Origin of the sequence: Leptolyngbya cf. ectocarpi LEGE 11479 (genome assembly GCF_015207065.1) — a bacterium.
Classification (GTDB): Bacteria; Cyanobacteriota; Cyanobacteriia; order Phormidesmidales; family Phormidesmidaceae; genus Leptothoe; species Leptothoe ectocarpi.
The window spans coordinates 1-18,206 of sequence record NZ_JADEXP010000094.1 but is presented as its reverse complement, the minus strand read 5'-3'; the positions used below and the strand labels follow the sequence as shown (position 1 = coordinate 18,206).

Here is an 18,206-nt window from a genome sequence, read left to right as displayed (position 1 = left end):
CTACTGGGAGATCACTTTTACCAATTCTTGAAAGCTAACCAGCTGGTACATATAACCTTTACCCAACTCTAAACTTTCATTCTCATTCTCTGTATCAATTATTAGTCGTAGCCTTTAGCCACTGATTTTTAGTTTGGTCAAGCTGAGCCTGATTTAACGGCAGCAGCCCTACCTCGTTCATCACCTCGCTCATCTCTGTGAGATAAAAGTTCGCCACAGCTTTGGTGGGCATATCCGGTGCTAGCTGTTTTTGGTCCACATAGAGAAACAAAGACTGCACTAGCGGATAGGCATTACTTTCCACCGTGTCCACACTGGCACTAATGCCGTTAATGGGAATCACCCTAAAGGTTTGGGTAAACCGTTCATAGATAGACGCATTGATAAAGGCCATCGCATTGGGCATTGTGCTAAGACCTTGAACTAAGGGTTCTGGATAGGTGTAAAAGGTCGTGCCTGGTGCCTGCAGTAAAGCAGCCCCAGCTGACAGCTTTTGGCTCAGCAACGCCACCGTAGACGAGTTGGGGCCAATCATAGCTCGTTGAATCGGCACATTGGGCCAGCTTGGGTCTACCTGGGACCAGGTTCTACTGGTAAGAATGGCCTTTAATTTTTCTAGCGTCACCCCCTTAACAAAGTCGTTTTGTTTGTTGACGACTAGCAGCAGCGGATCTTTGCCAATGGCTAGTCCTAACGGCTGACGACCTTTGCCCTGGCAGCCCTGGATCTCTGCTGGGGTCATCGCCCGATTGACGCTCAGCAAATTGACACTCTGGTCTTGGCAAAATTGTTGAATGGCAGCGCCAGCCCTCGTAACATTAATATCAAACACGCCGCTATAGCCCGACTGGATCAAACGCTGATACATCTGTTCATTAAAGTCCTGCAGGGTAGAGGCGGTTGTTACGGTCAAGTTTTCGTTGACATCTAAAAGTTTCACCTGGGGTAGCACCACAGTTGTCTGACGCTCGAGAGTGGGTGAGTTTTCCTGCAGATTGGCTGTAAGGCTTTCTAAACCGGGGTCCAGCAGGGGTTCTACCTGATTGACTGCCTGTCTAAACTGATTGTAGGGATTATTGGGGTTTTCCTCAGGCTGTGAAGCAACCGGGGACGCAATTTGAGCGCATCCTGCCAGCAGGGTAATCCCGATAAGCTGTCCCAAATATTGCCAACCCTGTTTAGCTACAATATCAGATGTCATAATACTGTTTCGCAACATAGGCTTAGTCCTTACGGGCCGTTACTGGCTGACGATGATTGAGGTCTGTCTTGACCCGTAAAATCCCTTTGGCTAGACGCCCTAGACTGTTCTCTTGGGTCGTGTAGGCCGTCAGATCGGAGAGCACTTTTGAAGATTCGTTTTCTGAACGAGGAGAGAGAATATGATCTAGCGCCGCCGCCATGGTTTCCACCTGGCTATAGCTCTTGCTCAGGGTAATCTGAGTCTTCTGTTTTTGATGCTGTAGCCAGAGAATACCGCCGATTAGCAGCATCAAAAACCAGGCGTACATTAAAAAGCGATAGACCCGAGTATTGGCTAAGGCTAACCGGTAGCTGGCCTCTAAGGTGCTGGCGATGGGAGCTGTCGATGTATCTAACGGCTGTAGCAGCTGGGCGGTTACCTCCTCAATTAGGGGTTTAGCATTAAAGATGACGTTGGCATGGGACTGCACCAGCTGCAGCGGCAGGTCTGCTTCTGAAACCTCCAGGGTATTTTGCAGACGGTTTAGGGATGCGAGCAGAGTTTGTAGCTGAGTGGATAGGCCCTCATCAGTGGTGGCGGTAAACAGTAGCAGGTTTCGGATTAGCTGGTTTAAGGTATTATCCAGGGTGGCAACATTGGCAGCCTCTAGGGTCTCAACCAGCTTGGGATCGCTGAGCTTCTCGTCGATCTGATCGCTTAAAAAGGGCAGATAGCGCAGAGAGTTTTTTAGCAGCGCGTTGCGGGCTTTGAACCACTCGCTGAGGTTTTCTCGCTGTTCTAATGATGCCTGTCTGGTTTCTAGGGCAGTCCGGATTTCTTGCTGATCGCCAGCGCTCACAAAGCTGGGAATCAGCCGCAATGCGGCCAGGGTATCCCCTTGAGCGGTCAAGTTGTTAACGATGGGATCGTAATAAGCAAACAGTTCGTACCGAGCTTTTAGTACTTCCTGGGAGAAATTGGCCTCTAGCTCGTTGAGCTGGATAACCTGGTCGCGATACTGTTTGTATTCTTGAAATGAGACGGGCAGACTTTTGTAGATCAGCAGCCCTGAAATTAGGACGATTGTGGCTGCGATCGCAACCATAATCACCCGCACCTGCCGCCCCAGACGACTAGAAAGACGAGACACTACCATGACACTACTCCTGAATCTCTCCGGTCAAAGACTGCAAAAACTGCATAATCAAGTCCACATCGGTCTGGGGAATATCCACGCCCAGCTGATATTGGCCCATGAGCTTAATGGCTTGATCTAATGTTTTGGGATTGCCATCGTGAAAATAGGGGGATGTCAGAGTGACATTGCGCAGGGTGGGCACCTTAAACACATGCTTATCGAGATCGTTTTGGGTAACGTTATAGCGCCCCAAATCCTTCTCGGTGATGGGGGTACCCCGGTCGGTAAAGTAATCGCCAAAGATACCCAGGGTTTGAAACATGTTGCCCCCCACCAGCATGCCCTGGTGACAGCTGACACAGCCATAGGACTTAAACAGGTCGTAGCCCGCTTTGGCATCATCAGAGATGGCATCTTTTTGACCGCGCAGATACTGGTCAAAGGGCGCATTGGGGGTAAAAAGGGCGCGTTGGTATACGGCAATGGCATCGCGCACATTCTCAGGCGTAAGACCATCTTGGTAAGCCTGATCAAACCCCCGCCCATATTTGGGCAGCTTACCCAGCTTACGCACCACATCCTGCCAGCTCATCCCCCCCATTTCACCCACTGACTCAATCGGTCCCTTAGTCTGCTCTTCCAGGGTTCTGGCGCTGCCGTCCCAGTTGAGCCGGTGCATAAACCCTGTATTAAACACCGTTGGCGAATTCAGCCCCGTATTGCCCCCGGCCATGCCAGTGGAGATCGCTTTGCGATCGGTGCCGCCCTTATCTAGAGCATGGCACGTGGCACAGGAGACCGTATTATCCGCAGACAGACGGGTCTCATTAAATAGCTCTCGACCGAGCTGCACCTTATTCTCATCCAGCTCTACGCTTAGCGGAATCGGCTGAATTGGCTCCGGCAGCAAAACTGTCTCCGCCGCGATCGCTGCCCCCGGTGTCTCCACCACTGGACGCTGCCAGAACCGAGTAATTCCCAACGCGGCTAGAGCCGCAAAACAAAATAAAACTAGCAGGGCGGCTACTTTCTTAAATCGGTTTGATTTTAGCCGAGACACAATTCGAGAAACCATAGGAAACACGCTTACCCGTCAATCTGTTTGTAACAATCTAATATTTACTGAGTAACCACAAAACCCGTTACCTAACAACTGTCCAGTTCACAGGCGTAGTATCTCCCTCAGGTCATACAGAAGAACCTACCGGGACTTTATCGGTGACTAAATGCCACGTGGGCATCTCCATATCGTCAGCTTTAACCGAACCATGGGCTGACAGCTGGTGACGATCCTTTAAGCGCTCATAGATTGGCTGAGTGACAACAATTTGATTTGGCTCTGCCTGCTCAGGCAGCTGGGTGGCGATTGCAACCGTTTTTCCCCAAAGCTTATAGGTAAATAGCTCGGTGCCAACCACTCCAGCCACAAACGAGCCGGCATGCAACCCGATCTTGATACTCAGATTTACCTGGTAGCGACTATTGACTGACTGTACTATTCTCAGCATTTCCTGAGCCATATTCAGCCCCCGCTGCTTGTGGTCAAAATACACCTCCGACAGCCCACACACCGCTAAATAGGTCTCATCGGCCATGCTCTGAGGTTCTAAACCAGACTGTTTCGCAACTTTGTTAAAGTCGCTAATCAGAGCACTCAATGCAGTGGTGGTGGTCTCAGATGACGAGTATTGAGCCAGACCTAAAACCTTCGCGACCAAAACCGTGGCCTGCTGGATCGTATTTGCAATCGGCTGCTCTCCCTGTCGAAATCGCGTAACAATCGATTCAGGCAAGATATTTTTTAGCAGGGTTTCATTTTCCAACTCTTTCTGTTTCAGCAGCTGATTTTGGTCTTTGATTTTTTGTGACAACGTTTGGAACGAGGCTCCTAGCTGGGCAAACTCATCGCTACCCTCTACAGACACATCAAGGGTCGACTCCCCTGTCTGTAGCTGTTCGCTGGCTTTTATCAGCCGTCGCACCGGACGGGCAAATGCCTGGGCCACAAGTCCTGCCAACAAAGCTGCCACCAGGGTAATAATGACCGCCAGGGTACCCATGTAAATTTGCATCATCGTGATCGGCCCTAACGCTTCTGAGCGATCCATTTCCGCGAGGATAGCCCAGCGCAGTCCTTCCAGCTTTAGAGGAGCATAGGCACTCAATACCGACTTGCCCTGATAGTCTTGGATAATCTTGGTATCGGTTTCACCGGCCATGGCGGCCTGGGTAGCCTCAGTATCGACGGGCTGTAACAGCACCGATGTATTGAGGTTATAGACCAGATCAACCGTTTGGGAGGACAGCCCAATATTTCTCAGCGTTTCTCGATAGGTGTCGGCATCTTCTATCAGCTCCCGAGATTGCGATCGCATCAGCGCATCTTCTCCCACCACATAGACCTGGCCAGTCTCTCCTAGGCCTTCCTCTTCCCATTCTTGGGTACCCACCAAAATGGCATTTAGCCGATCCGGCGGCATCTGCAGCGCCAAAATCCCGACAATATGGGGCCCATTAAAAATAGGCGTAGCCAGAAACGCCACCGGAGCCGCCACGTTGGGCACATAGGGTTTGAAGTCTACCACCTGAACAAAGCCGCGACCGGGGTTGTCGCGAACAGCGGCGACGATGTCAGATAGGCCACTGCGTCGATAGGGACCGCGATCTAAGCTCGTGGCAAAATCGGGACGTTTGTTGACCGAATAGACAATTTCGCCATTGTTAAAATCAATCAGATACAAATCGCTATAGCCATACTGGTCAATCAGATTCTTAAAGGTTTGATGATAGGTAGCATGGTGCTGAGCATAGGTACTGTCGTCTGTAGAGCTTGCACCATCTCCCTCATTGGAGGGCGCGTTACCAACAAGATAGTGATACTGCAGATACTGACTCGCCTGGCTAAGGGGACGATAGTTGGCAACAATCTGCGGACCTTCTACATTTTCGGCCAGGTCAGGCAAGAAATCGCGGCCATAGTAGGTTTCAATCGCCTCTATCCATTCATTGGGAATTTCTTCGTTTTGTAAGCTGCGATAGGCCGCATTAAACTCCACCATGGCCGATATCACAGTACGATCCTCGCTCAGCAGCTCCAGCCAATCTTGGAATCCTTTGATATAGGACTCAATCTGGGCTCCCTTCGAAGCCCTCACGCTAGTGAGATGATCAAATACCTGACGCTGAAATGCTTGACGAAAGCGTAGCCAGCTGAGGGTGCCGCCCACCACCAACGACCCCAAACTCACCCCCACTAGCAGGGCCATCAGCTTAGATTTAATACGCAGCCGATTCAACATTCCTGTACTTTCCTTTGCCTTCTGTATAGATCCGTTTCCATCTCTTAACCCAGTCCGTTAGCTAACAAACGTTTGATGGCCGTTCGATAGAGCGGCACCTTTGGCCACCTGAATTGCTTTTTTGCGCTCTTCGATAAATTGCAAAATCTCAGCGGCAAATTTTGAATTGCTCCGAATGAGATCAATAATTTCTTCTGCAGGGATCACGACGAGTTCTAAATCACTCTCGGCGATGGTGGTAATCGGGCTAACCTCTCCCGGATAGATGGACATTTCTCCAAACACATCACCAATGCCAAATCGATTTGTTATGTGTGTGTTGCCTGAGTTGTCCGTCAGCTGAGCCGTTACCCGACCGCTGTAGACAGAATATAGGCCACTATCTGGCTTATATTCTTGGGTAATCAGATCGCTTGCACCGTAAACCTCAAACCGTGAGTTTTTTGCCAGCTGCTGGATTCGAGCATCGTCTACGCTGAATAGATAGGATAGCGATCGCAAATAATCAACCATCTCCTGCTGGCGATCCACCGGCATCTGAGGGATTTTGCTGGGAAAACCGCCATCGGCACGAAACTGATATTGCTGCACCATGGGATAGGGAATTGTAAATCCCTCCCGCTGTACCATATAGTAAAATTTTGACAGGAGAGTTACCTTAGCACCCCACGCATCCATTCCTGGAATGGCTAAAAACCAAAGATCGTAATTAATATTGCAATCTCCATAGGAACTCACCACTGGATAGGCGCTGCCAGGTTCAAGTTCCTTCACTCCCTCCGTCAGCTTACCCAGGGCAAGTAATACTTTATTGGGCGGATCATCGTAGGATAGACCAACCTGAATGTAGTCCCAAGCAGTGCCTTTACCAAGATTAGTAATGCTGGCTCCTGACAAAGTCGAGTTGGGAATACTTCGCTTACCAAACCCATTATCTACGGTCACTGACCACCAGCTCTGATCGATGACTCGTGCACCAGACCCATCAAAGCTGATCCAATCTCCCACTTCAAACGGCTTAGCCGCTATGAGTAGTAGACCAGATACCAAATTGCTCAGAGTATTTTGTAGCGCTAGCGCAAAGACTAATGAACCTACACCTACGGCAGTGGTTAAACTGCTGATATCGACACCCCAGATGCTTGTGATCAGGTAGTAACCAATACCAAGCACAACAAGGGCTCTACTCGCCTGAAAGAAAAGATTAGGGATTTGAAGCTGAAATTTTCTCTCAGGTTTCTGATTTGTCAGAGTGGCGTTGATTAGAACCACACCCGCTACAATGACCGCGATCCAGGTGACGGTTTCAACCAGTCGGCTAGGACCGGTTGTGCTAGCGACTTGGAGCAGCTGTCGCATCACCAGCAATAAAGCCAGAGGAGGCAATACGTATCGAAGAATTTTGCGTATTGCCGACGTTAGCTCAGGCTGTTGTTTCTCCAGACGCTCCGCAATCTCATTCAAGACTACCCCTAGCAGTGGAAAACCAATACCCAGAAGTAACAGCCAGCCGATAAAATCTTTGGTCATAGTTGAGTGATGAGCTCTATCAAGCTTTTAGTAGAGCTAGTAGCAGCGATCATATGATTAATTGAAAGGCTTCATGGTATTGCTTATTTTTTTTTCAGATATGGCTTCCCTAAAGAAACAGGTCTTTACACATATGCTATATGACTGCAGCAGCATCCAAAATAGGGATCTACGGATAAGCGAATAACAACATACCTATGTCACATAACTTACTTTCTTTAAGTGTCGATTCGATTTAGTATTAGCTTTAACAAAACAATTGACTAACTCAGGATCAGCTTTTCTCTTGATACTTGAGTATTCTAGGTAAATATTTGACAAGTGATTCTCAATGATTTTTCTAGAGGCTCTCCAAACTAGCCTCAAATGAAGTTAGGGATCTGCTTAAAAATAAAGTACCGATGCGTTACGGCTATCGCCTAACACATCCTACACAATATGGGTACGTTATTTAATGGCATATCCCTTACAGCCTCTGAGGCCCATTGATGCGCTGCTCGTATCTGACAAAAATCTGAGCCAAATGAGAATCTTTACCTCAGGCAGCCAAACCATCAATTATTCCATTCAATTAGGATTAACATAATGAGTAATACATTTGCTCCACCTCTCTCTGATGATTGTTATGCCGAATATTACCGCTTAAGAAAAGCGGCCTCAACCATGACATCTGAAACAGTTGCATGGTTTCAGAAGAATAGCAAAATGCTAGTTGAAGGCATGCTTTCTCAGTTTGAGCAGCGTGAAGTATTCTATATGTTAAGTGTAGGCAGTGGAGAAGGCGATCTAGATTTAGAAATCATTCAAAGCTTGCTACCCTATCTTCAGCAATATAACCTCAAGCTGAAATATGTTGCTATTGAGCCAAATTCAACCCATCGAAATTTATTTATTAAAAATCTTAAAAATCTCACTTTAGATAGCTCCTTTGAATTTGAGATCCGAGATAGCTATTTTGGGAAAACACGCGATTTTGAGAAAGACAACACATACGACCTAATTTTATTAATTCATGTTTTATACTATTTCGAAGATTTTTATACCCCCGTTCGTCAAGCGCTGAAGCAGCTAACCCCAGCAGGTAAAGCAGTTATCGTTCATCAGGAAAACGTCGGCATTCCTGAACTTCAGCGACAGTATATGATGGCTTTGAAAGGTGATGAAGCAGAGCTACTGACGACAGAAGATATTCGGAAAAGGCTAGAACAGGAAGGATGCGACTATACCTATGAAAGCGTTAATGCCCACTTAGAGATCACTGAATATTTGGCAGGTTCGGAACAGGGAACCAAGATTCTTTCGTTTTGTATGGAATGCGACCTTCGTCACTTGGAGAAGCAAAAATTAGAGCAGCTCTACCATTCATGTCAAGACTTAGCTAGCTTTGATCGGAATGGAAAAGCCTTTATCAGTGAGCCAATTGGAGTTTTCATATTACCTTCTCCATCTACACAAACTAGACAAAGCTTCAGAGCTTTGGAAGACAGAGATCCTGTCCAGGATTACTGGCAACTGGCAAAAGAATATGACTGGCTCAATCTATTTTCAAAGGTAACGTCTGAAGAGAAGAGTATTAACCTATTAGATATTGCCTGTGGCAACGGGCGTTGGCTCAAGGCACTGCAGCTTTACGTAGACTTTCAGTACCAGGATAAAAGCATTGTTTGTGACCTTTTAGACCCGCACAGGGAAGCGATTACTAATGCCTCTCAGACGTTAAAAGCGCCATTTCAGCTAGGTCAAAAATACGAAATCGAAATTCAAAAAGCCCATCTCAAACCAGCCTCCTATGACGTTATCTGGTCGATGCATGGCTTTTATATGATTAACCCTGGAACGCTGCCTGCTATTTTCGATCAGTGCTGTAGCTTACTCAAATCTAATGGTGTGGGTTTAATTGCCTTAGCAACTCGTAAATCTTTCTACGTTGATTTCTATAGTAGGTATCTTGATGCTTTTTTCGAAGGTAAAGGAGAAAGGTTTACCTCAGCTGAAGATGTTGTAGCTACCTTGTTAGAAGCTGATATTCAACACAGGGTAAGCAAAATAATTTACGAAGAAAAAATTCATTCTAATAATCTCTCTGCATTGGAGCACTACATTAAAGTAGAATCTACAGTCAACTCCTTTAATCAGGAAATTGAATCAGAAAAGCTTTCCTGTACAAAGGATATATGTTTGGATGATCTGATGAGTCATCCAAAAACGAAGAAATATTTAGAGTCTCTAGTTAGAGGTTCGTTCTACTATTTTCCTCAAGAGGTTTGGCTTGTGTCCTTTAATAATTGAATGAACGTGTAATCGTCGAAATAAGACTAGGCTATCCATTCTAGCCAAAGCATATCGGCCAAGTCTCCATTGGGCATTGGCCATGAGCGGTACCAGGTTTCTCGCACTTTGAAGCCCAGTTTCTGAAATAGTTGAATCGACCGTTTATTTGTCGCTAATGCCGCCGCCGCCAGGGTGTGGAGCTGTAATTTGTTTACACCGTAATCCATAATTAAGCGGAGAGCTTCTCTGCCAATTCCTTGATGCCAATACTGCCGATCTAAGATCGCAATACCTACCTCAGCTGTGCACAAGTCTGTGTTCAAACCCTTCAGTACCACATAACCAATAGGACAAGTTTGAGACTTGACATAGATACCAAATACGACTGGCTCACTAGTGCGAGAATATGGAAAGGCAAATAAGGAGATTGCCTCAATAAACGCTGCTGTTTCGTGCTCTGCGAAGCAAGTGTCCCAACCCATAAGATCTGTCAACATTGGGTCCTGAGCTAACCTAATTAAATGCTGGATATGGGCATCTTTCAATGCAGCCAAAAGGATCTCAGATTCTAAGTTCTTCCCACTGTTCATTGTTTTTCTCTTAACTTTGAGATATGTAAAAAGGAAGCAGCCGCAATGCTTAGGAGGAATAAGATAGTCCGTCCTGAGCCAAGTTATTTAGGTAAGTTTGAAGTGGCAAGCTATCTGCCCTCAATATTTCCTGCTTTTGACTACATTAAGACTCCCTGGTGACTCATAACTGGTTTTACCATATGATGGCAAAATCTAAAGAGATAAAAACGAATGACGTTAAACTGTTTGCGAATAAAGATTTGAGGTTTTACCGTTGGTAAATTTTCAGTCCTGGATATAAGTAAGGTTCGGCTAGAAATTAAAACGGAGCCCCAAAAGTGATTGCAATTCAAGCCACCATTTATCATTTCTGGAATTCCGCTATTTTACGAGCAGCCATCAAGCTAGGAATATTTCCACTGATTGCAGAGCATCAGCCTTGCTCTTGTGAGTTCATTGCCAGTCAGCTGAAGGCTAACTCCAGCTTTATGCAGTCTTTTTTAGAAGCCTGTGTTGTGCTAGAGCTGCTAGAGAAAGATAACGATCAATACAGCAACACTCAACAATCGGCTAAATTTCTAATTCCAGACCAGCCTGACTATATGGGTGACCTGGCCCTGCACATTACCAACCACTGGAATAACTGGGGCAATCTAGATCAGCTCATGCTTGAGGGACGCACCGAACTGCCCTTCGAAAACAACTTTGTCGATATCCCCACCTATTGGCAAGATTACATGTACGGTCAACATAACCGTGCAGCATCAGGGCAAGCGGCAAACCTGGTGCAACATACCGACCTGACCGGGAGAAAAAAGCTAATTGATCTGGGCGGCGGTATGGGTAGCTACAGCATTGCCCTTTGTCGAGCTTATCCTCAGCTTCAGGCTTGCATTGTAGACCAAAAAGAGCCGTTGATTCTGGCACAGAAACTGTTGGATGACGAGGATGTCAAGGTGTGCGATCGCATCTCCCTACAAGTAGGCGACTTTTACCAGCTAGACCTGGATACAGATAATGACGTCGCCCTGATTTCTGGTGTAGTTTGTATCCAATCTGCAGACGACAATCGCCGGTTATTTTCCCGTGCCTTTAATCTGCTAAAGCCGGGGGGAATCGTCATTGTTCAGGACTTTATGCAAATTGGCGAGAACCGCCAGAAACACTTTCTAGACACCATGATGGATATGTACCTCAAAATTGCCTTTGCCCCTGAGGCCGCAGACTTTGCCGGAGATGACATTGCTGCTTGGCTAGTACATGCCGGGTTTAGCAAGCCACAACAAATTCTATTACCCACTCAGCTAAACCTGATTACAGCAGAAAAATAAGCCAGCAATAGTATTATGTATTAAGGAATGAGGATTCAATTAGGTTCATAGTTTTTCGGCGTACAGGCGTTCCATGACAACCTCTGCATGTACTCCACTCAGAAATTGTTGAAGATTTTATGGGTTAGGTAATTATCATCATGGCCATTGCTAAACATCGCATTCGTAAACTCCATGCCACCCTGGCTCCAATCATGGCACTGCCATTACTTTTAACCCTGACCACGGGGCTCTTCTATCAAATGGCAGCAGTCAGCGGCAGAGGCGGTGATTTTCTCTGGCTTTTGGCTCTTCATCGGGGCAAACTGTTTGCCCTCGATCTATCCATGGTCTACCCATTTTTAAATGCCTTGGGGCTGCTGACATTGCTTATTACCGGCTTTACCATGTGGTGGCAAACTCCGAAACGCCAACGGAGACACTAACTTTCACAGGTTAGATCTGAGTCAAGGCTCAATTCAGCTCTAACAAAGATTGCTCAGACAACTTCAATTAAGCGACAAAACTACTTCTTGACAAAACCACCTTTGCGGGTATCCATCTAAGCATGAAGAAATTTCTGGTGCGATCGCATCCCTTTCTTGCAATGGCAGCAGGCCGTTGATTAGATCCTCACACACAATCTGAGGGAGAATCAGCATTCCGCTTAGTCTCTATAGCCAGCACCTAAAGTGTATTTAGTTTGTTAAGTGGGCTTTTTCTTGGCAGCCTATTTTAAAATAGTATGACAATATTTATTACTAGCATGCTGATTGTTTTGATATAAACTGCTGATAGCGAACTTTTCAAGTGACGACAACGAATCCACTTAGACCATAGAAAGAGTCTACCAGCACACGCCTTATCCATTTACTACAGCTAGGTATTATGAAATTCCCTCATTTTCATTTTCATCTTCCTCATATTTTTCATCCTCATCAGGCAAAGGCTATGCCAGAGACAACAATGTTTCACCACAAGCCAGAGCCCTTGCCGCCCTGGAAAGGTGGGTTTGCTGAGTCGAACGATGCATTTTTATATCCACATCCTGACCTAAGTTCATTGCGTATATTAGACAACATGGCCAATGTGAGAAGAATTACGCGCCAGCAACAAATATTCTGGCCTGAGTTTAGCTGGGAAACCGAACCAAATAATCCTGATTCCAGATGCTTTCAGAGGTTTGCCCATGATATCTCCAGCATTGGCTACGACGATACTGGCAGAATATGGTCAATTATATGCCCTCAACAAGGGGCTTGTCTCCATGACTTAGCCTGTTTTAACGTCGAGGTTACTGTAACTGGACAAAGAGGCTGGGTAAACGAAGAAGACCCTAAAAAGAACAACCTGGCAGCCGATATGTCAGTGGAGGGTAAGGTCTGGTTTAGCCCCAGCTCGCTTGAGAAATCCTGGGTTCGACCAATATTACATCTCTTTAACAGACACGGTCTTCCATTTCCTTTTAATAAGGAAAATGCAATTCAGATACGCACCCATAAAGTATGCGAGCCTAATCAACCTATTTTTCCGGTTTTGCATGGACTAAGCCCACGGTTTGAAGCCCCCGACTTTGCTCGACACCCTCAAGCATGGGCCAACGCCCATATAGATGTGGAAATTGGTCATATTATATCGATGAATAATCACGCAGTTGACGAATTCAATTCAAAAATCATAGACCTTTTTAATCGTAGTACTGGCAATATGCTACTGGCTGGCAACGTTCTGTCCTGGAACCTTTGGTTTCTTAAGCCTGAGGGTGTTAACACGCAGCGTTGGAAAGATCATGCGCAGGAATGGCGAGAGTCTATTGACGCAGAGCACGGACCCCAGTCCACTAAACCGTTCTACGCTAACCATGAACCCCTAAATATTAAACATACATGGACAGATACCTGGCATGAGATCATAGACATTGGCACAAGCATAGAAGCGTTGTTATTGAACTAGTACCAACGCTACGTAAAGAACAACCGTAGAATTGTATGGTGGGCAGGACCTCTATCTATCACTGTTCGATAGTGATGATGTTTGCCCACCATCGCTTGCTCAGACACTCCAAATTAAGCGAAAAAACTACTTCTTGACAAGTACGGTAGTCGCAGCAGCAGCTAACTTTTTCGTAATCAACTGCAATATTTTTTACTTGACGTCGCAAATGACTTAGCGGTACCTTAGTTCTCACGCCCTTTAGGGCATGACCACAAAGCTCAATATTTAGCACTGGCGGCAGGTGCTACCAACACCTAACCGCCACTACGCTGAACCCAACGACTGGAGCAAACCCATCTCCACCGGACGCGCCAATGAGGTCATGGTGATTTTGACCCGTCGGGTTCGAGTTGGCTAATACTCAATCCCTGTAAAAATAGAGGGCAGTGATATCGCTGCCCTGTTTTACAAGTTTATGACAATGAAAATTGAGACGATTAAAATCTGCCAACTCACCATCCATGAACACCATATAGATATTCTTTTTAGTGCCGATGATTTTACATTTTCAACAAAAATCTTCTATCATGATGTCTCTTTTAGCGCGCTGAATCAACAATATTCAAACACAGCCATTCGCCGTATTGCCTCTATTATTGCCCTATTTGAGGGCATGAAGCTCTGTTCTCTGTTTCCAAAGGTTTATGACATTTCTCTTGTTGCCGCAGACTTGGGGCAACCTGTTCTAGATTTATTCTCTCAGATCTATCAGGGTGTGTTTGCCCAACATTGGTATGAGAACAACATTACTGACTATTTAGGGCCTGACATAATTCACCCCGGTGTGTCACTGGGGCAGCATTCTGTCTTTGAGATTGCGACCAACCACAACCGCGTTCTCGCAGCCTGCGGTGGCGGCAAAGATAGTGCTGTTGCCTTAAAACTGCTACAAGAAGCCGCCATTCCCTTTGCTTCCATGCAATATTCCCACAGCGTTTACGGCAAGGCAGACTTTCAGCATGAGCTGATCAGCCAAGTCGTTGCCCAGGCAGCTCCTAGCCAACGCCATCGCATCTCCATCTACGATGACTTCCTGGACTATCCCCTGTTTGAGCTGTACTTTCCCAAAAATTCAGGCATTATCGCCCCGGAAACCCCAGTATCCATTTTTGAATCGCTGCCATTGATGCTACACCACGGGTATCAATATCTCTGCTTGGCCCATGAGAAAAGTGCGAACACCGGCAATCTATTCTGGCAAGATCTGGGGCAAGAGGTAAATCACCAGTGGGGCAAGGGCTACGAAGCCGAGAGGTCGCTGAATGGCTTTATTCAAGCTCATCTGCTATCCAACTTTACCTACTTTAGTATTCTGCAACCCATTTACGATGTACGCATCTTTAAGCAGCTAACCCAGTATCCAGAGTTGTTGCCCCATATTCATTCCTGCAATATTCAAAAACCATGGTGTAAAAAATGCCCAAAATGTGCCTATGTCTGGCTGGGGTTAATAGCTGCCTTCGAGCCTAAACTCGTAGATGCCGTGTTCGGGACTAATCTATTTGACGATCCAGACCTGCTGCCAACGTTCCGAGAAATGATCGGGTTAGCAGACCACACTCCCTTTGAATGTATCGGTGAAATTGACGAAAGCCGATTAGCGATGCGGCGCTGTGTGCAAAAAGGACTGTCGGGAGAGGCGCTAGAGTTGTTCAAACAAGAGGTGCTGGCAGACGATAGCATTAACTGGGAGCAGCTAGAACAAAAATACACCCACGTTTACGATACAGACCACAGCATTCCTGATTGGATTTTTAGTAAGATTAGGGGGAAACTGTAGCCGACGCCCGGCATTAACTCCAACGCGTATGATCCGACGCCCTACTCCCATCCCACCTCAGCCCGGTCAAGAGTCTGTGTGGGATTATCCCCGTCCTGCCCGCTGGGAAGATACTAATAAGCATCTGAAAGTCGTTTTTAACGATGTCGTGATTGCTGAAACTCGCCAAGGCAAACGAGTGCTGGAAACCAGCCATCCGCCCACGTATTACTTTCCCGAAACCGACGTCAAGCTGGAGTACGTGATCAATTCAGAAGAGGTTTCGGTCTGTGAATGGAAAGGGGTGGCCTATTACTACGATGTGATTGTCAACGGCAAAAAAGCAGCCAAGGCCGCCTGGCGATTTTTTAAGCCCACATCATATTTTGCTCCTCTGGCTCAGTACTATTGCTTTCCGGCACAGCAAATGGATGCTTGCTACGTCGATGATGAATTGGTTACCCCTCAGGCCGGTAGCTACTACGGTAGCTGGATTACAAAGGATATCGTGGGACCTTTTAAGGGGGAGCCTGGCACCATGGGATGGTGATTTTGGATAGTTACGCTTTTTTGCCGTTGCTGATTTAGGGGACGGACCGATCTGGTAATGATGCAATTTATCAGCACTCTTCAGTTGAAATCATCCCGGGGATCAGCAACGCCCATTTGTTTTAACCAGCATTTCACGTTATGAAGTAGCCTGACAGTGAAGACCTTGACATACGTTAGGTTTAACTGTCTATCTTCAGCTGTGACTAGACTAGCCAACTTTTAGAGCCCTATAGCCATTCATGGATGCACTCAAATCACTTCCAATTCTGGAACTGGATAGATGCGATCGCAAAACCCTGCTCGCCTATTTTGACAACTCCTGGGAATTGGAAGAGATCCTTATGAAAAGCATCGTCAACGATGACAGCTTTTACCGTAATCCCGACCCCCTAAGAAACCCAATTGTTTTTTATTTAGGACATTCGCCAGCCTTCTATATTAACAAGCTTGTTCAGGCGGAGCTATTACCCCAACAAATTAACCCTGACTATGAAATTTTGTTTGAAGCTGGAGTCGATCCAGACAGTCCAGAGCACTTAGAACAAGCTATCGACGCCATTGACTGGCCCCAGATTAAAGACATTTGGCACTATCGAGATAGCGTTAGGGACGTCATTACCCAACTCATTCATACTTGCAACCTGGAACGTCCCATTGACCCAACCCATCCGCTTTGGGCGCTGATCATGGGTATGGAACACAATCGGGTTCATTTTGAAACCTCTTCTGTGCTGCTGAGACAGTTTCCGACTAAGCACCTAAAGCGCCCTAAAGACTGGCAATACGCTGAGACAAACAATAAAACTCTAGAAAACAAAATGATTGCTGTTTCTGGAGGCGTCGCCAGCCTCGGCAAGCCCCACAACGATTCCACCTACGGTTGGGATAGTGAATACGGACATCGCACCGTAGACGTACAGCCTTTTATGGCCAGTCAATATCTAGTGACCAACGCCGACTTTCTCCAATTCGTACAGGAGAACGGCTATGAAAATCCAGAGTTTTGGGATGAAGAATCCTGGCAGTGGAAAACAGACTACGAGGTTAAACATCCCAGATTCTGGATACCTCAATCACAGTCGGCAAAGGGAACGTATCGATATCGCACCCTCTTTGATGAGATCGAACTGCCCTTTGATTGGCCCGTTGAAGTGAATCATTACGAGGCGGCTGCTTACTGTCGCTGGCAAGGTGAGCGCACAAGACTTATGACTGAAGCGGAATGGACCCTGGTGGCGGCTGAGTGCGAAGACGAGCAAACATTGAACCTAGGCTTAAAGTTTGGCTCTCCTTCACCGGTAGGCAGCCAGGCTCAGGCATCCTGTGGGATTTATGACCTACGCGGCAATGTTTGGGAATGGCTGGGCGACAACTTTAATCCCTTGCCTGGATTTAAACCCCATCCTCTTTACGAAGACGCTGCAGCCCCTTTCTTTGGTGACGAGCATAAGATGATGATGGGAGGATCTTGGGCCAGTAATGGTTCCATGGCGGCCAAGTCCTATCGCAACTGGTTTCGACCTAACTTTTATCAGCATGCCGGGTTTAGAACTGCCCAAAGTTTATAGCCTCCTCTCCTCATTCTTTCACGACGCTCCTGTGAGTCGCACGATCTACAGCACTATATTCCAACCCTATGAATCAGCCAATTTTCTGCGATCTGCAGCCAACGCTAATCGACTTTCGCCACGAAGTGTTAGACGGATTGTCTCTACCACAAAAGCAGTTTCCTCCCCAGTTTCTCTTTCACGATAAATATGGTTCTGACCTGTTTACTCAAATCTGTCAGCTAGAAGAATATTACATAACACGCACTGAGATTGGTATTCTCAAAAAGCATAGCCAAGCCATTGCCTCTGCCATTGGCAAAAACTGCCTGCTGATTGAATACGGTAGTGGCAGTATGGAAAAGATTCACTCTGTCATTGAAACCCTCGATTCACCTGCCGCTTATGTTCCCATTGACATTGCCAAAGAGCATTTGTCCGCCTATGCAGAATTGACCAGTGCCAAATATCCTGAGCTGAACGTTGTTGCTGTTGTGGGTGACTACACCCAGAAAGGATTTAAGCTGCCCAACGAGAAACTTCCTGACCAGGCCAGCGTAGAAAACAAGGTCATTTTATTTGCAGGTAGCACAATTGGCAACTTAAACCATCCGCAGGCCGTTGCTCTATTAAAAAAGTCAGCTGAACTGCTTGAAGGATGCGGTGCCATGTTAATTGGAGTCGATCTTAAAAAAGATCCGGCCATCTTGCATGCGGCCTACAATGACTCCCAAGGAGTAACCGCTAAATTCAACCTCAATATTCTTAACAACATCAACAGAGAACTCAACGCTGATTTTGACCTAAACAATTTCTATCATCATGCTCCTTACAACCCTGTGTCAGGTCGCATTGAACTGCACTTAATTAGCAAACGTTCTCAAGTTGTGACGGTTGCAGATCAGAAATTTACGTTTAGAGAAGGAGAGAGTATCCATACTGAAAACTCTCATAAATATAGTCTTCAAGATTTTCGAGAGCTAGCTGCAGACGCTGAATTTACGTTAAAAGAGACCTGGACGGATGACGACAAACTCTTTAGTGTGAATT

14 protein-coding genes are annotated in these 18,206 nt (G+C 46.4%); 8 read left to right on the top strand and 6 right to left on the bottom strand.

Annotation, left to right across the window (positions count from 1 at the left end):
• Nucleotides 1–94 precede the first annotated feature (94 nt).
• The 5 genes from IQ260_RS12210 to IQ260_RS12190 all read right to left on the bottom strand — a co-directional run bounded on the left by IQ260_RS12210 (nucleotide 95) and on the right by IQ260_RS12190 (nucleotide 7,150).
• The gene (locus IQ260_RS12210) at nucleotides 95–1,201 is read right to left on the bottom strand and encodes a PstS family phosphate ABC transporter substrate-binding protein (RefSeq protein ID WP_228015916.1); all 1,107 of its coding nucleotides are present in this window, start codon (nucleotides 1,199–1,201) and stop codon (nucleotides 95–97) included.
• Between the two features lie 22 nt (nucleotides 1,202–1,223).
• Entirely contained in the window at nucleotides 1,224–2,339 is a 1,116-nt protein-coding gene (locus IQ260_RS12205; protein WP_193993386.1) for a DAHL domain-containing protein, read from the bottom strand.
• Nucleotides 2,340–2,343: 4 nt separating this feature from the next.
• Complete coding sequence (locus IQ260_RS12200) at nucleotides 2,344–3,396, bottom strand: cytochrome-c peroxidase (RefSeq protein ID WP_193993385.1); 1,053 nt, start codon at nucleotides 3,394–3,396, stop codon at nucleotides 2,344–2,346.
• A gap of 112 nt (nucleotides 3,397–3,508) precedes the next feature.
• Nucleotides 3,509–5,620 carry an adenylate/guanylate cyclase domain-containing protein gene (locus IQ260_RS12195; protein WP_193993384.1) on the bottom strand — a complete coding sequence of 704 codons (2,112 nt, stop codon included), beginning with the start codon at nucleotides 5,618–5,620 and terminating at the stop codon, nucleotides 3,509–3,511.
• Nucleotides 5,621–5,677: 57 nt separating this feature from the next.
• Nucleotides 5,678–7,150: a mechanosensitive ion channel domain-containing protein gene (locus IQ260_RS12190; RefSeq protein ID WP_193993383.1), complete on the bottom strand. Its 1,473-nt coding sequence runs from the start codon at nucleotides 7,148–7,150 to the stop codon at nucleotides 5,678–5,680.
• A 585-nt stretch (nucleotides 7,151–7,735) separates the two neighbouring features.
• On the opposite strand from IQ260_RS12190, the gene IQ260_RS12185 reads away from it, so the two are divergent.
• On the top strand, nucleotides 7,736–9,439 hold the full coding sequence (locus IQ260_RS12185; protein WP_193993382.1) for a class I SAM-dependent methyltransferase: 1,704 nt from the start codon (nucleotides 7,736–7,738) through the stop codon (nucleotides 9,437–9,439).
• 26 nt (nucleotides 9,440–9,465) lie between these two features.
• Here IQ260_RS12185 and IQ260_RS12180 read toward each other — a convergent pair whose 3' ends face one another.
• Nucleotides 9,466–10,011, bottom strand: coding sequence for a GNAT family N-acetyltransferase (locus IQ260_RS12180; RefSeq protein ID WP_228015915.1), 546 nt, complete (start codon nucleotides 10,009–10,011; stop codon nucleotides 9,466–9,468).
• Between the two features lie 320 nt (nucleotides 10,012–10,331).
• On the opposite strand from IQ260_RS12180, the gene IQ260_RS31685 reads away from it, so the two are divergent.
• From IQ260_RS31685 to egtD, 7 genes are all read left to right on the top strand, one after another.
• Entirely contained in the window at nucleotides 10,332–11,324 is a 993-nt protein-coding gene (locus tag IQ260_RS31685) for a methyltransferase family protein (RefSeq protein WP_193993380.1), read from the top strand.
• Between the two features lie 140 nt (nucleotides 11,325–11,464).
• Nucleotides 11,465–11,749: a PepSY domain-containing protein gene (locus IQ260_RS12170; RefSeq protein WP_193993379.1), complete on the top strand. Its 285-nt coding sequence runs from the start codon at nucleotides 11,465–11,467 to the stop codon at nucleotides 11,747–11,749.
• Between the two features lie 442 nt (nucleotides 11,750–12,191).
• Complete coding sequence (locus tag IQ260_RS12165; RefSeq protein ID WP_193993378.1) at nucleotides 12,192–13,256, top strand: hypothetical protein; 1,065 nt, start codon at nucleotides 12,192–12,194, stop codon at nucleotides 13,254–13,256.
• A 463-nt stretch (nucleotides 13,257–13,719) separates the two neighbouring features.
• Nucleotides 13,720–15,078, top strand: coding sequence for a hypothetical protein (locus IQ260_RS12160; RefSeq protein ID WP_193993377.1), 1,359 nt, complete (start codon nucleotides 13,720–13,722; stop codon nucleotides 15,076–15,078).
• A 28-nt stretch (nucleotides 15,079–15,106) separates the two neighbouring features.
• Complete coding sequence (locus tag IQ260_RS12155; RefSeq protein ID WP_193993376.1) at nucleotides 15,107–15,607, top strand: DUF427 domain-containing protein; 501 nt, start codon at nucleotides 15,107–15,109, stop codon at nucleotides 15,605–15,607.
• Between the two features lie 241 nt (nucleotides 15,608–15,848).
• Nucleotides 15,849–17,177: a 5-histidylcysteine sulfoxide synthase gene (gene ovoA, locus IQ260_RS12150; RefSeq protein WP_193993375.1), complete on the top strand. Its 1,329-nt coding sequence runs from the start codon at nucleotides 15,849–15,851 to the stop codon at nucleotides 17,175–17,177.
• Nucleotides 17,178–17,245: 68 nt separating this feature from the next.
• The coding region (gene egtD, locus IQ260_RS12145; protein WP_193993374.1) for an L-histidine N(alpha)-methyltransferase at nucleotides 17,246–18,206 on the top strand (961 nt) is incomplete at its 3' end.

What these genes read in the sequence shown, in the direction of transcription:
- IQ260_RS12210 (WP_228015916.1), bottom strand. Translation starts at nt 1,201, where the DNA reads ATGACATCTGATATTGTAGCTAAACAGGGTTGGCAATATTTGGGACAG.
- IQ260_RS12180 (WP_228015915.1), bottom strand. Translation starts at nt 10,011, where the DNA reads ATGAACAGTGGGAAGAACTTAGAATCTGAGATCCTTTTGGCTGCATTG.
- IQ260_RS12190 (WP_193993383.1), bottom strand. Translation starts at nt 7,150, where the DNA reads ATGACCAAAGATTTTATCGGCTGGCTGTTACTTCTGGGTATTGGTTTT.
- IQ260_RS12200 (WP_193993385.1), bottom strand. Translation starts at nt 3,396, where the DNA reads ATGGTTTCTCGAATTGTGTCTCGGCTAAAATCAAACCGATTTAAGAAA.
- IQ260_RS12165 (WP_193993378.1), top strand. Translation starts at nt 12,192, where the DNA reads ATGAAATTCCCTCATTTTCATTTTCATCTTCCTCATATTTTTCATCCT.
- ovoA (WP_193993375.1), top strand. Translation starts at nt 15,849, where the DNA reads ATGGATGCACTCAAATCACTTCCAATTCTGGAACTGGATAGATGCGAT.
- IQ260_RS12205 (WP_193993386.1), bottom strand. Translation starts at nt 2,339, where the DNA reads ATGGTAGTGTCTCGTCTTTCTAGTCGTCTGGGGCGGCAGGTGCGGGTG.
- IQ260_RS12155 (WP_193993376.1), top strand. Translation starts at nt 15,107, where the DNA reads ATGATCCGACGCCCTACTCCCATCCCACCTCAGCCCGGTCAAGAGTCT.
- IQ260_RS12160 (WP_193993377.1), top strand. Translation starts at nt 13,720, where the DNA reads ATGAAAATTGAGACGATTAAAATCTGCCAACTCACCATCCATGAACAC.
- IQ260_RS12195 (WP_193993384.1), bottom strand. Translation starts at nt 5,620, where the DNA reads ATGTTGAATCGGCTGCGTATTAAATCTAAGCTGATGGCCCTGCTAGTG.
- IQ260_RS12170 (WP_193993379.1), top strand. Translation starts at nt 11,465, where the DNA reads ATGGCCATTGCTAAACATCGCATTCGTAAACTCCATGCCACCCTGGCT.
- IQ260_RS12185 (WP_193993382.1), top strand. Translation starts at nt 7,736, where the DNA reads ATGAGTAATACATTTGCTCCACCTCTCTCTGATGATTGTTATGCCGAA.